13 protein-coding genes are annotated in these 14,214 nt (G+C 61.0%); 5 read left to right on the forward strand and 8 right to left on the reverse strand.

All coding sequences use genetic code 11. The features are described 5' to 3' along the window. Positions 1-8 precede the first annotated feature (8 nt). A complete protein-coding gene (gene ygjK / locus N6G83_RS08440) occupies positions 9-2,372 on the forward strand; it encodes an alpha-glucosidase (protein WP_197770039.1) in 2,364 nt (787 codons plus the stop codon). A 43-nt stretch (positions 2,373-2,415) separates the two neighbouring features. Here the strand turns inward: ygjK and N6G83_RS08445 are convergent, their stop codons facing one another. Next, positions 2,416-2,841, reverse strand: coding sequence for a universal stress protein (locus N6G83_RS08445; protein ID WP_015377548.1), 426 nt, complete (start codon positions 2,839-2,841; stop codon positions 2,416-2,418). A 147-nt stretch (positions 2,842-2,988) separates the two neighbouring features. Continuing rightward, a complete protein-coding gene (locus N6G83_RS08450; RefSeq protein WP_197770038.1) occupies positions 2,989-3,507 on the reverse strand; it encodes a hypothetical protein in 519 nt (172 codons plus the stop codon). Between the two features lie 236 nt (positions 3,508-3,743). On the opposite strand from N6G83_RS08450, the gene metQ reads away from it, so the two are divergent. Continuing rightward, a complete protein-coding gene (gene metQ, locus N6G83_RS08455; RefSeq protein WP_043141591.1) occupies positions 3,744-4,559 on the forward strand; it encodes a methionine ABC transporter substrate-binding lipoprotein MetQ in 816 nt (271 codons plus the stop codon). Positions 4,560-4,605: 46 nt separating this feature from the next. Here the strand turns inward: metQ and N6G83_RS08460 are convergent, their stop codons facing one another. The 5 genes from N6G83_RS08460 to N6G83_RS08480 all read right to left on the reverse strand — a co-directional run bounded on the left by N6G83_RS08460 (position 4,606) and on the right by N6G83_RS08480 (position 10,040). Further along, a complete protein-coding gene (locus tag N6G83_RS08460) occupies positions 4,606-5,370 on the reverse strand; it encodes an SDR family oxidoreductase (RefSeq protein ID WP_197770036.1) in 765 nt (254 codons plus the stop codon). A 139-nt stretch (positions 5,371-5,509) separates the two neighbouring features. After that, entirely contained in the window at positions 5,510-6,430 is a 921-nt protein-coding gene (locus N6G83_RS08465; protein ID WP_197770034.1) for a sugar ABC transporter substrate-binding protein, read from the reverse strand. Positions 6,431-6,494: 64 nt separating this feature from the next. Further along, a complete protein-coding gene (locus N6G83_RS08470) occupies positions 6,495-7,535 on the reverse strand; it encodes an ABC transporter permease (protein ID WP_025160279.1) in 1,041 nt (346 codons plus the stop codon). Between the two features lie 15 nt (positions 7,536-7,550). Further along, positions 7,551-9,035 (reverse strand): sugar ABC transporter ATP-binding protein, encoded by a 1,485-nt coding sequence (locus N6G83_RS08475; protein WP_025302466.1) that lies wholly within the window; start codon positions 9,033-9,035, stop codon positions 7,551-7,553. Positions 9,036-9,110: 75 nt separating this feature from the next. Next, entirely contained in the window at positions 9,111-10,040 is a 930-nt protein-coding gene (locus N6G83_RS08480; protein WP_025302465.1) for a sugar ABC transporter substrate-binding protein, read from the reverse strand. 484 nt (positions 10,041-10,524) lie between these two features. Here N6G83_RS08480 and N6G83_RS08485 point away from each other — a divergent pair, with 484 nt between their 5' ends. The 3 genes from N6G83_RS08485 to dcuR all read left to right on the forward strand — a co-directional run bounded on the left by N6G83_RS08485 (position 10,525) and on the right by dcuR (position 13,818). Beyond that, positions 10,525-11,367: a class I fructose-bisphosphate aldolase gene (locus N6G83_RS08485; protein ID WP_049209431.1), complete on the forward strand. Its 843-nt coding sequence runs from the start codon at positions 10,525-10,527 to the stop codon at positions 11,365-11,367. A 125-nt stretch (positions 11,368-11,492) separates the two neighbouring features. Next, entirely contained in the window at positions 11,493-13,106 is a 1,614-nt protein-coding gene (locus tag N6G83_RS08490; RefSeq protein ID WP_089195769.1) for a sensor histidine kinase, read from the forward strand. Next, on the forward strand, positions 13,099-13,818 hold the full coding sequence (gene dcuR, locus N6G83_RS08495; RefSeq protein WP_004940959.1) for a two-component system response regulator DcuR: 720 nt from the start codon (positions 13,099-13,101) through the stop codon (positions 13,816-13,818). Before N6G83_RS08490 ends, dcuR begins: the two co-directional genes overlap by 8 nt. Positions 13,819-13,855: 37 nt before the next feature. Here the strand turns inward: dcuR and N6G83_RS08500 are convergent, their stop codons facing one another. Continuing rightward, complete coding sequence (locus tag N6G83_RS08500; protein WP_025302462.1) at positions 13,856-14,191, reverse strand: hypothetical protein; 336 nt, start codon at positions 14,189-14,191, stop codon at positions 13,856-13,858. Positions 14,192-14,214 lie beyond the last annotated feature (23 nt).

Here is a 14,214-nt window from a genome sequence, read left to right on the forward strand (position 1 = left end):
CTCCTACGATGAACATGACTCCCCTGACCCCGCTGGCCACTGCCCTCGTGCTGATGCTGACGGGCTGCGCGCCGAAAATGCCCGACGCCCCGCTGGCCGAGCGCTACCCAAACGTGATCGATCGCCACGGTGCGCCGCATTCTATGCTCGACTACGACTTCGACGATCACCAGCGCTTCAACCCATTCTTCGATCTCGGCGCCTGGCACGGCCACCTGTTGCCGAGCGGCCCTGAAGGCATGGGTGGCTTCCCCGGCCCGGCGCTGCTGACCGAAGAGTACATCAACTTTATGGCCAACAATTTCGATCGGCTCAGCGTCTATCGGGACGGTAAACCGGTGCATTTCACCATGACGGCCTACAGCCTGCCCGGCGCCCTGGTGCAGCGGCTCAGCGCGCCGGGCGTGACCGTCAACCTGACGCTGCGCTTCGCCGCCGCGCGCACCTCGTTGCTGGAAACCCAGATCCTGACCGACGCGCCGCTGGAGCTGGTGTGGGACGGCGAATTGCTGGAGCGCTACGCCGCCAAAGAGCAAAAACCGCAGCCGCCGGCGACCCTCGAGCAGGCATTCCCGAACTACACGCGCCGCATTGTGCCGACGGCGGACGGCCTGCGCGTCACCTTCGGCAAGGTGCGCGCGCCGTCGCAGCTGATGACCTCCGGGCAGTCCGAGTATCAGATCCACAAATCGCTGCCGCAGCGCACCACGGTCGACGGCCACCGCTTCCGCGCCACGGCGCGCATCGCCGGCTCCACCACGCTGTATACCACCTACTCGCACCTGCTTACCGCCGAAGAGACGCAGCGCGAACAGCGCACTATCGCCGACATCCTCGCTCACCCGCAGCGCTATATGGCCGCGTCGGCCCAGCGTTGGGAACGCTATCTCGCCACTGGGCTCAGCAACCCACACGCCACGGCGGAACAAACCCGCGTGGCGGTCAAAGCGATAGAAACGCTGAACGGCAACTGGCGCGGCGCAGCCGGGGCGATGAAGTTCGACTCGGTCACCCCGTCGGTCACCGGACGCTGGTTCTCCGGCAACCAGACCTGGCCGTGGGACACCTGGAAGCAGGCCTACGCCATGGCGCACTTCAACCCGGACGTGGCCAAGGACAACATTCGCGCGGTGTTCGCCTACCAGATCCGGCCGGGCGACGCCCTGCGCCCGTGGGATACCGGTTTTCTGCCCGACCTTGTCGCCTACAACCCCAGCCCGGAGCGCGGCGGCGACGGCGGCAACTGGAACGAGCGCAACACCAAACCGAGCCTGGCGGCCTGGGCAGTGATGGAGGTGTATCGCGTCACCGGCGATAAGGGCTGGCTGGCGGAGATGTACCCGAAGCTGATGGCCTACCATGACTGGTGGCTGCGCAACCGTGACCACAACGGCAACGGCGTGCCGGAGTATGGCGCCACCCGCGACAAAGCGCACAATACCCCCGACGGGCGCATGTTGTTCACCGTCAAGCGCGGGCAGCGCGAGCAAACGTTGGCCGGCCTCGACAATTACGATCGCATCGTGCGCGAGGGGCGGTACGACAGCATCGAGATCCCGGCGCAGACCGCCGCCTCCTGGGAATCGGGCCGCGACGACGCGGCGGTATTCGGCTTTATCGATCCGGATCAATTGGCGCGCTATGTAGCGCAGGGCGGCAAACGCGAAGACTGGCAGGTGAAATTCGCCGAAAACCGCGCGCCGGACGGCACGCTGCTTGGTTACTCACTGCTGCAGGAATCGGTGGATCAGGCCAGCTACATGTACAGCGACAACCGCTACCTGGCGGAGATGGCCGATATTCTGGGCCGAGGCGCCGAAGCCGCCGCCTTCCGCGCCAAAGCCGACCGGCTGGCGGCCTACATCAACACCTGCATGTTCGACAAGCAAAGCGGTTTCTTCTATGACATCCGCATCGAAGGCCGGGCGTTGGCCAATGGCTGCGCCGGCAAACCGATCGTCGAGCGCGGCAAAGGGCCGGAGGGCTGGTCGCCGCTGTTCAACGGCGCCGCCAGCCAGACGCACGCCGATGCGGTGGTCAGGGTGATGAAGGATCCGCGCGAGTTCAATACCTACGTGCCGCTCGGCACCGCGGCGCTGACCAACCCGGCGTTCGGCGCGGATATCTACTGGCGCGGCCGCGTGTGGGTCGATCAGCTGTATTTCGGTCTCAAGGGCATGGAACGCTACGGCTATCGCGATGACGCGGTGGCGATGGCGCAGGCCTTCTTTCGCCACGCCGACGGTCTGATCGCCGACGGGCCGATCCGCGAGAACTACAACCCGCTCACCGGCAAGCAGCAAGGCGCGCCGAACTTTTCCTGGAGCGCGGCGCACCTGTACATGCTGTATAACGACTTCTTCACGCAATAAGCCGCAGCGGCCACCGCCATCGTTGCCCGGCGGTGGCCCGCGTTTATGAGCGGATCGGGATCACCAGCACGTCGATATTCAGCTGGTTGATGGCGTTGCGGGTGGAAGAAAACAGATTGCTCCACAGATCGTGGTGATGGCCGAACACCAGCAGATCGATGTTCTTGTCCACGACTGCCGTGCGCAGTTCGTCAACGAAGCCGCCGCGCCCGATAATCACTTCCGCGATCGGGTAGTTGACGTTTTGCGTGGTAGGTTCCAGCTCTTTGCGGATCTTCTCTTCGAACGGCACGCCGTCATAGCTGCGCTCCGAAAAGCCGATCGCCGCGTGGTAGGTGTCGTAGTGAACGTCGACATAGATCAGCGAGAGTTTGGCCTGCAGCGCCTCCGCCAGCAGCGCCCCCTTTTCGACCAACCGTTTGCCGTCATCGCTCAGATCGGTGGCGATGACAATATGGTGGTAACACATAGCGCCTCCTGTCATGGACTCGGTAGAGCCGAGGCTCCGATATCACGTCAGGGTCATATCGTTATGGTTAATTTTAGTTCAGAAATGGCGCGTACGACGGGTGGCGATGCGGTGGGAAAGCCCCGTTGCCGGGGCTGAAGGCAAAAATTACTTCTCGCGCTGCGCCTCAAACCAGACGTTGCACAACGACAGGATCAGCGTGTTGGCGTCTTTCACCAGCACGTTATCGCCGGGCACCCCATCGGTGCCCTGATCGGTGATGCCTTTGATGGTAGTATCCGCATGCTGAATGACCACGCGTTCGACCGACGGCGTGCTGATGCCCAGCATCGGGAAATCGATGTAGGAGCTGCTGCCGGAATTGTCCTCGACAAACTCCTGCGCTTCTACGGTGCTGACGGTGGCCCCTTCGCTTTTCAGCGCCGTGCCGTTCCAGCTGAACGTATCCGCTTTGTAGCTGATTTTGCCGCCGATCAGGCTCTGCGCCTGCTGTTGATCCCAACAGCCGGTGGTCTGGGTCGGCACGATCTTGCTGACGCGCCAGTTGCCCAGCAGCTGTTTAGGGATCGGTCCGGTATCGCTCTCCGCCGCCCGAACCTGAGTCGCCGAGACGCAGGCCAACACCACCAGCGGCAGCAGCGCCTTGCTCCAAGTGTTCAATCGCATTGTCTTTTCCTTCGTTTCAGTACCCAGTCTGCCCTTGCGGGCCAACGGCTATCATAATAAGCCCGTCGATTCGCCGTCAAAGCAATCCGCACCGCGCCGGGCAGTGGCCGCTCATAGCTAATCGCTATGAGTCATAGTGAATCAGTATTTTGTTTTAGCCCAGCGATTACCTACAGTCACTGCCACTATTCTGCCCGCCAAAATTAGCAGGCAATGTTGACAAGGACCCTGGGAAAATGACATTTACGCTGAAAAACCTCACCCTGGCGCTGGCCGCCGCCGGCACGCTGCTGCTAACCGCCTGCGGCCCGACCGCACAGGACGATCACCACATCAAGGTCGGCATCAGCGCCGGCATCGATCAGTCGCTGTGGGCGGTGGTGCAGAAAGTGGCCAAGCAGAAATACGATCTGGACGTGGAGGTGGTGACCTTCAACGATTACGTGCTGCCGAACGAAGCGCTGAACAACGGCGATCTGGACGTCAACGCCTTTCAACACAAACCGTATCTGGACAAACAGATGCAGGAGCGCGGCTACAAGCTGGCGGCGGTAGGCAACACCTTCGTCTACCCGATCGCCGGCTATTCGAAGAAGATAACCGCACTCAGCCAACTGCCGGACGGCGCGCAGGTGGCGGTGCCGAACGATCCGACCAACCTGGGCCGCTCGCTGCTGCTGTTGCAAAAACAGGGGCTGATTACTCTGAAAGACGGCGTCGGCCTGCTGCCGACCGCGCTGGACATCGTCAGCAACCCGAAAAAGCTAAAGATCGTCGAGATTGAAGCGCCGCAGCTGCCGCGCGCGCTGGACGACCAACAGGTGACGCTGGCGATCATCAACACCAACTATTCCAGCCAGATTGGCCTGTCGCCTGCCAAGGACGGACTGTTTGTCGAGGACAAAAACTCGCCGTACGTCAACATCTTCGCCAGCCGCATCGACAACAAAGACAGCGAGAAAGTGAAGGATCTGGTCAAGGCCTATCAGACCGATGAAGTGGCGGCCAGCGCCACCGAAATCTACAAGGGCGACGCCGTCAAAGGCTGGTAATGCCTCGCGTAGGGCCCGTGGCGCCCGGCCACGGGCCCTGCCAACCTCAGCCGCGCTGGATGGAAACGCCGCCGTCCACCAGCATCGCGGTGCCGGTGACGAATGAGGAGGCGTCAGACGCCAGATACAGCGCCGCCTGCGCGATCTCCTCCGGCATCGCCAGCCGCTTCAGCGCGTGCAGTTCGGCCACCTGCGCCAGCGCTTCCGGGGTATTGCTCATCTGCCGCCCCATCGCCGTGTCGGTGCCCCCCGGCAGCAGCGCGTTCACCCGAATGCCGCGCCCGCCGAACTCCACCGCCAGCGCCTGCGTCAGGCCGATCAGCCCCGATTTGCTGGCCGCATAGGCCGCCGTACCGGGAAACGCCGCGGTGTGGCCGACGAACGTGGAGGTGAAGATCACCGAGCCTGCGCCGCGCGCCAGCATGGCGGGGATTTGATATTTGGCGCTGTAGTAAGCGCTGGATAGATTGGTTTCCAGCACGTCGCGCCATTCTGACGCGCTGAGCGCCAGCGACGGCCCCAGCGGCCCCAACGTGCCGGCGTTGTTGAAAGCGATATCCAGCCCGCCGAACTCATCGACGGCCGTCGCCGTCAACCGTTCGGCGAAGGCTTCGTCGCGCACGTCACCGGCTACCGCCAACGCCCGGCCGCCCTCGCGCCGAATGACCTCTACCAGCTCGGCCAACAGCGGCTCGCGCCGCGCGCCCAACACCAGCGCTGCGCCCTGCCGGGCAAACAGCAGCGCCGCCGCTTTGCCGATCCCCGAACTGGCGCCGCCGATCACCGCCACCTTGCCGTTTAATGCGTTCATCGCCCATCCTCTCGCGGTTTAAAGATCCTCAGTGTGAGGCAAGATTCGGCGCCGCGCTGGCCGCAAGCGGACATGTAACTGGCGCCAATAAGAAAGGCGCTGCAAGCAGCGCCCCGGCAACGCGAACCTGGCGGTTAACTTACGGCCTGGCCGCATATTTCCCCTGATTGGCCGGCGTCACCAGCTCGAACGGGATCCAGTAATACGGCTCGAGTTTTTCACCGTTGATCATGCGCTGCGCCACATCGACCGAGGCCTTGCCCTGGCCGACCGCGTCCTGGAACACCGTGACCTGCATCTTGCCGGAGGCCAGTGCCTTGAGGCCGTCCGGCGTGGCGTCGATGCCGCCGATCAGCACTTTCTTATCCGCCTTGCCCGCCTGCTGCAGCGCCATGATCGCACCAATCGCCATCTCGTCGTTGTTAGCGGCGACGATGTCGATCGCTTCGCCGTTGGTCAGCCAGTTCATCATCAGATCCATGCCTTCACTGCGTGAATAGTTGGCGCTTTGCTTCTGCACCACCTTCATTTTCGGGTACTTGGCCACCACCTGCTCCACGTCTTTGGTGCGCTGCAGCGCGCCGGCGTCGGTCAGGTTGCCGATCATCACCGCCACGTTGCCCTGATAGTTAGCCAACCGCGCCAGCTCTTCCATCTGCAGCGTGCCGGACTCCCGCTCGTCGGAGCCGACGAACACCACGCCCTGCGGCAGTTTGGCGTCGCCCGGCGTGCGGTTCACGTACACCAGCGGCACGCCGGCGGCCTGGACCATTTTGGTCATCACCGGGGTGCTGGCCGAGTTGACCGGATCGACGATAATCGCGTCCACCCCGGCGCTGATAAAGCTCTGCACCTGATCGGTCTGGCGGCCGACGTCGCCGCGCGCGTCTTCGAACTGTACGGTAATGCCGCGCGCTTTGGCCTCCTTGTCGATCGCCTGGCGGATGATGGTGAGGAAGTTCTGGTCAAAATAGGCCATCGATACGCCGATGGTTTGCGCCCATGCCGGAGTGGACGCACACAGCGCCACCACCAGCCACAGCCCTTTCAGGTAGTTCATGATGTGTCCCCCGGTAAAAAAAACGCCGCCGGCCCACCTTGGCGCCGGCGGCAATTCACGGCAATCAGTGTTTTTTGCGGTTGCGCCGCATGTCGATCGACACGGCGGCGACGATAATCACGCCTTTGATGATGTCCTGAATGTAAGAGTCGACGCCGATAAAGGTGAAGCCGCTTTTGATCAGGCCGAGGATCACCGCGCCGATCAGCGTGCCGGTAATGCGCCCGACGCCGCCCATCAAGCTGCTGCCGCCGATCACCGCCGCGGCGATGGCGTCCAGCTCGTACGACATCCCCATGCTCGACTGGCCGCTGCTGACGCGCGCCGCCAGCACCACGCCCGCCAACCCCGCCAGGCCGCCGGCGATGGTGTAAACCGTCACCAGGTACTTATTGACGTTGATGCCGGAGACCCGCGCCGAGGTCATGTTGCCGCCGATGGCGTAGATGTATTTGCCGTAGCGGGTGTGTTTGAGTGCGATATGGAAGATCACCGCAATCACCAGGAAGATGATCACCGGCATTGCGCCCTGGCCGATTGACGTGAAGCCGTCCGACAGGAAGCTGACCGGGTTGCCCTTGGTGTAGTACTGCGCCAGGCCGCGCGCCGATACCATCATCCCCAGCGTGGCGATGAACGGCGGAATGCCGGTGCGGGTGATCAGGAAGCCGTTGATAAAGCCGCAGACGATGCCCACCCCGATCCCGGCACCGATCGGGATCGCCGCCGGCAGATCGAGCAGCCCCGGATACATCGGCGAGATGCTGTCCGAGGTCTGCGCCAGGCTGGCCGCCACCACCGCGGTCAGCGCAATCAGCGAGCCGGAGGAGAGATCGATACCGGTGGTGATGATCACCTGGGTGACGCCCACCGCGATGATGCCGATGATCGCCACCTGCAGCACGATCAGCAGCAGGCGGTTCGGGTTCAGCAGGAACGACTGATCGCGCATGTACCAGCCGAGGATTTCGAAGATCAGCGCGATGCCGATCATCACGATGAAGATGCCGGTATCCTTCGGCATTTTGCCGCTCAGCCCGGAGAACAGCGTTCCCTTGCCCGTTGAATCGGCGGAGAGCGGCTTCTCAATCTTTACGTTACTCATGATGTTCACCCTTCGTTATTCTGAGGCCAGCGCCAGGATCTTCTCCTGGTCCGCGTCGTCTTTGTCCAAAATGCCGGTGATGCGGCCGCCGTGCATCACCATCACCCGGTCGCTCATGCCGAGGATCTCCGGCAGCTCGGAAGACACCAGAATGATGGCGACGCCGCGGTTGGCCAGCTCGCTGATCAGGCGGTAGATTTCCGCTTTCGCCCCCACGTCGATGCCGCGCGTCGGTTCGTCGAGGATCAGGATTTTCGGCTGCGCCAGCAGCCAGCGCGCGATCAGCACCTTCTGCTGGTTGCCGCCGCTGAGGTTATTGATGATCTGATCCATGGTCGGCGTTTTGATGTTGAGCTTTTTAATCTGATCCATGCAGTCTTTGGCCATCTGCACGTGGCTGACGAAACCGTTCTTGCCGATGTATTCCGACAGGTTGACGATGCTCATGTTCTCGACCACCGACAGCACCAGAAACAGGCCGGATTTCTTGCGGTCTTCGGTGAGAAACGCCAGCCCGCTCTCGATCGCCTTCGCCGGAGAATCCACCTTCACCGCCTGGCCTTCGATAAAGATCTCGCCGCCGTCCGCCGGGTGCATGCCGAACAGGCTTTCCATCACTTCGCTGCGCCCGGCGCCCACCAGCCCAGCGACGCCGAGGATCTCGCCGCGCTTGACGCTGAACGACACGTCGTGGAACCAGCCGCTGCGGCGCAACCCCGCCACCCGCAGCACTTCCTCGCCGATATTGTTGTTGAATTTGGGGAACATCTGCGTCAGTTCGCGCCCCACCATCATGGTGATCAGCGACTGTTTGGTCAGGTTTTCGGTTTTGTCGCAGGCGATGAAGGTGCCGTCGCGGAAGATGCTCACTTCGTCGGTGATGGCAAAGATCTCATCCATCTTGTGGCTGATATAGATGATGCCTTTGCCCTGCTCACGCAGTTCGCGGATGATGGCGAACAGGTGCACCACTTCGCCTTCGGTCAGCGCCGAGGTCGGTTCATCCATGATCAATACGTCGGCGTTGTAGGACACCGCCTTGGCGATCTCCACCATCTGCTGGTTGGCGATGCTCAGCTCGCCCACCAGCGTATCCGGCTGCAGTTTGATGTTCAGCCGCGCCAGCAGTTCGCGGGTCTGTTCATTCAGCTGCTCGTGGTTGACGAACCCCAGCCGCGCCGGCTCGCGCCCCAACCAGATGTTTTCCGCCACCGTCATGTCAGGCACCAGGTTTAGCTCCTGGTGGATCATGGAAATGCCCGAATGCAGCGCCTGCAGCGTATCGCTGAAGGTGACCGGCCGACCTTTGATTTTGATCGAGCCTTCGTCCGGGTGGTAGATGCCTATCAGGCATTTCATCAGCGTCGATTTGCCCGCGCCGTTTTCCCCCATCAGCGCGTGCACGCTGCCGGGTTTGATTTTAATCGAGACCTTATCCAGCGCTTTGACGCCGGGGAACTGCTTGCTGATGCCTTCGGCCTCAAGAACATAAGGGTACATACCGCTTACCTCCGCACTGACCCACGTTTTCCGCCGCGCTCGCCCCACACCGGCGCCCGCGGCGGGCTTCAAGGCTTATTTCTTGTTTTTATCGGCGAATTGCTGGTAATTGGCCTGGGTGATCAGCTGGTAAGGGATCAGCACGTTGCTCTCCACTTTCTCGCCTTTCACCAGCTGAACGGCGGTTTGCACCGCGCCCTCGCCCTGGCCTTTGGCGTCCTGGAACACGCTCAACGCCAGATCGCCCTTCTTGATGAACTCCAGCGCGTCCGGCGTGCCGTCAACGCCGGCCACCAACACGCCGGATTTCTTGGCTTGCTTCAGCGCCAAAATAGCGCCGATGGCCATTTCGTCGTTGTTGGAGGCGATGGCGTCAATCTGCTGGCCGGACAAAATCCAGTCGGTGGTGACGTCCACGGCCTCTTTACGGAAGAACTTGGCGGTTTGTTTGTCGACTATTTTGATGCCGGGGTAGTTGGCCGCCACCTCTTCCACGCCGCGAGTGCGGTCGCGCGTGGCTTCGCTCGACAGCTCGCCCATCAGGATCATCACGTTGCCCTTGCCGTTCATCAGCTTGGCCAGCTCTTCCATCTGGAGCTTGCCGGCCAGCTTGGAATCGGAGCCGACGTAGGCCATGCCGGCCGGCAGCGCCACTTCCGGCTTGCGGTTGACGAACACCAGCGGGATCTTGGCCTTCTCGGCCAGCTTGATCATCGGCTTGACGCCCTGGGTATCCACTGGGTTGAGGATGATGGCGTCGACGCCCTGGCTGACGAAGTTTTCGATTTGTTGAATTTGCTGCGCGATGTCGCCCTTGGCGTCTTCGAACTGGCCGCTGACGTTGCCGTCGGCCTTCATTTTGCTTTGCATCGACTGGCGCAGAATGGTGAGGAAGTTGTCATCGAAGTAAGCCATGGAAACGCCGATCTTGATGTCTTTCGCCAACACGCTGGCCGGCAGCATACACATCAGTACCGAGGCGGCGATCAGTTTCTTCAGCTTCATGTTCGTTACCCTTTAATCGTTAGAATGAAGAGGTCTGTTGGTTGACAGCTAATGAAAAATATTTTTTACATTCAAACAACAATACGGTCGGTGTTATCCCTTTGATACGGCGAAATTACCGCGTTATCGCCGTATTAAGGCCGTGAAAAAAATGGTGATCGATATCTCAAAACAGATTAAAAACAATCAATTGAAATAAACCCCTGGCACAGCAAACGGCGTCTTTATCGCGTTTTTAAATGTTTATTTCATAATTTAGATTATTGAAACTTTTTAACCCAAACAAGCGAAACATGCATTTTGGAATGGCTTATTAACAAAAACATGACACGGATCTAACAAATGAAATGAAAGCCACCGGCGAGCGTTCCCCTTTCGTGCGCCGGCAAAAACTGCGAGCGGCTACGCAGTTTGCGGTTTCCGCGTTTCCCGACCATTCTTACTCGGCAATAATGGACATATCCCTATCTCAGGAGGACCTGACATGCAGCTCAGCAGTAAGGTGCGGATGAACCGCCTGTTCAACAACGGCAAGTGCCTGGATGTGGCGATCGATCACGGCATCGCCAACGAACCGGATTTTTTAATCGGCCTGGAAGATATCGAACGGGTGATGGGCAACCTGATCGCCGCGCGCCCCGACGCCATTCAGGTCAACTACGGCCAAGCGGAGCTGCTGCAGCGCGCGCCGCAGCGCGAAAAGCCGGCGCTGGTGATGCGCACCGACGTCGGCAACGCCTATAACGCCGCGCGCCACCGTGAGATGTGGGCGGTGTTGCACAACCCGGAAGCGCCGATCCTCGCCGCGCTGCAAATGGACGCCGCCGCGGTGGTGGTCAATCTGTATATGATCCCGGATGAACCCGGCATTTTCCGCCAATGCGTGGAGAACATCGGCCGCCTGCGCCACGCCTGCGATCGCTACGCCATGCCGCTGATGATCGAACCGCTGGTAATGGCGCCAGCCGGCCAGGGCGCCGCCTACGGATCTCTGGGTGACGTGGAGAAGATCGTGCCGCTGGTGCGGCTGGCGCGCGAGCTGGGTGCCGACATCATCAAGGCCGATCCGACCGATCGGGTGGAGGATTTTCACCGCGTGGTGGAAGCGGCGCGCTGCCCGACGCTGGTGCGTGGCGGCGGCAAGGGGGAGCTGGGGCCGGTGCTGGAAAAATCCGCCGCGCTGATGGCCCAGGGCGCTTCCGGCATGGTCTATGGCCGCAACGTTTACCAACACAGCAATCCGTCGCAGGTGGTGCGCGCCCTGATGGCGATCATCCATCAAGGTGCCAGCGGCCAACAGGCGCTGGAGCTCTACCACCAGCAATGACCCGCTTTTGTAACTAAAATAACCCCTCCGCACCCCGGCAGCATGCTATAACCTGCTGCCGGTAACTGCAGCTTGCCTCATTCCTCGCTAGAATATGCCGTGAAATCGCCATTCGGAGAACCGCCATGCCAAAACAACGGGTGCCGCTCAAGCTGAGCACCTCCATCACGCTGATGGTGTCCGCCATCATCGCTTCGGTGCTGCTGGTGGTATTCGCGCTGTTTTTCGTGCAGATGAGCCGCGAAGGGCAAGATCAGCTGCAGCAAAAAGCCATCGCCGTCGCCAACACGCTGGCGCTCTCCAACACCGTGATCGACGGCTTGCAGCGGCGCGATCAAAGCGGCGCCATTCAGCACTTCGCCGAGCAGGTGCGCCATCAAAACGAGCTACTGTTCGTGGTGGTGGTGGATATGCAGGGCATCCGCTATTCGCACCCTAAACCCTGGCTGATCGGCAAGCATTTTATCGGCGACGATCTGGCGCCCGCGTTGCAAGGCAACGTCAACAGCGCCATCAACCGCGGCACGCTGGCCCCGGCGCTGCGGGTGTTCGTGCCGGTGTATGACGATCAGAAAAAACAAATCGGCGTGGTGGCGCTCGGCATCGCGCTGGACACCGTGCAGCGGGTGGTGGCGGAGAGCCGCTGGATCATCTATTGGACCATCGCCTTCGCCGCGCTGGTCGGCAGCCTGGGCACCTTTTTCCTGGTCTCCGCGCTCAAACGCATCATGCTGGGTTTCGAGCCTTACGAAATCTCCAACCTGTTCGAACAGCGCAACGCCATGCTGCAGTCGATTAAAGAAGGCGTGATCGCGGTCGATAATGAATCCCGCATCACCATCGTCAATGACGAAGCCAAGCGCCTGCTGCGCCAGAGCGGGCCGGTGGAAAACCTGCTGCTGGAAGCCGCCAGCAAGCATTGGCCGGCGCAGCTGCATCTGGCGGAGGTGCTGGCCAGCGGCGAACCGCTGCGCGATCGGCAGATCAGCTTCAACGGCAGCGAACTGCTGACCAATACCGTGCCGGTGATCGTCAACGGCCAGGTGACCGGCGCCATCGCCACCTTCCGCGACAAAACCGAGGTCAGCCGCTTGCTGCAGCGCCTGAGCGGCATGGCACACTACGCCGACGCCCTGCGGGTGCAGTCGCACGAATTTATGAACAAGCTGCATGTGATACTCGGCATGCTGCACATGAAGGCCTATCAGCAGTTGGAAAACTACATCATCAACACCGCCAGCAACTACCAGGAAGAGATCGGCGCGTTGCTGCGCAAGATCCATTCGCCGGAAGTGGCGGGCTTCTTCATCGGCAAGATCAGCCGCGCCCATGAGGCCGGCATCGAACTGACCATCGAGGAAACCAGCCTGCTGCCAGAAACCGACGATGCGGAGACCACCCATGTGCTGATCAGCGTGCTCGGCAACCTGATCGAAAACGCCATCGACGCCATCGACGGCGTTGAGGGACACGAGATCGGCCTGAGCTTCCATCACCACGACGATCAATTACACTGTATCGTCAGCGACGACGGCCCCGGCATCGATCCGGCGATCGCCGCGCGCATCTTCGAACACGGATTTTCCACCAAGGGAACGGGACGCGGCATCGGCCTAGCGCTGATCCGCAGCCATCTGGAGAAACTGGGCGGCAGCATCGATTTCGAATCCGAACCGGGCGAGCTGACCCAATTTTTCGTGCACCTTCCCTATCAGGCCAAGAGCAGAGCCCATGATTAACGTACTGATTGTCGACGACGACCCGATGGTGGCGGAGCTGAACAAATACTACCTGAGCCAGGTCGGCGGTTTTCACTGCCAAGCGACGGTCGCCACTCTGAGCCAGGCGCGCGCCCTGCTGGCCGATGCCAGCGTCAGCATCGATCTGGTGTTGTTGGATATCTACATGCAGCAGGAGAACGGGCTGGATCTGCTGCCCGGCCTGCGCGAACTCGGCGAGAAGACCGATGTGATCATCATCTCCTCCGCCAGCGACGTGAACACGGTGCAAAAAGCGCTGCACTACGGCGTGGTGGATTACCTGATCAAGCCGTTCCAGTTCAGCCGCTTCAAGGAGGCGCTGAGCCACTACCGGCAACAGTCGCAGCTTTTGGCGCAGCGCGAGTTTTCGCAGGCCGACGTCGACAGCCTGCTACGCCGCCAGCCCGGCGGCCAGGAGAGCAAGAAGCTGCCGAAAGGGCTAACCAGCATCACCCTGAGCACGGTGTGCGAGTGGATCGAACAGCAGCACGACAGCGAATTTTCCACCGACAACCTGGCCAACGCCATCGGCATTTCGCGGGTGTCCTGCCGCAAGTACCTCATCTATCTGGCGGAGAGCGGCATTCTCGGCACCCGTATTCTGTACGGCGCCACTGGCCGACCGGTCTATCTGTATCAGTTGAAACCTGATGCGATCGCCATGCTGAAAGAGCATTGCCGCCCGGCCTAAACGACGCCGGGCGCAGCAAGCGCCCGGACGTTAAAGGCTAGAAGTTGTGCATGTAACACTTCGCCTCGGGGTGAGGATCTTTCGAGTGTCTGCGCAGGCAACGCTGCTTTTTCTCCTGCTGTTCCAGGTTCCGCTGCTGCCGCTCGGCGGCCTCTGCTGCCTCGCGCTGCTGTTCCCGTGCAATCGCCTGCTCGTTGACCAGCGTCAGGTTATCGACATTCCACACCTTGTGACGCAATGCATCACGCTTTTTCTGGTATTCCTCGGTGATCTTACTGTCCTTCGGCGCCGCCGCATGGTATTCCAGATCCACCCGCGCCTGCGCGAAGCTGGCGCAACACAAGGCCACGCCGGTCAACACTATCATTTTCATCGATAAACTCCTGACAAGTCCCT

This window comes from Serratia sp. PL7 (assembly GCF_945957435.1).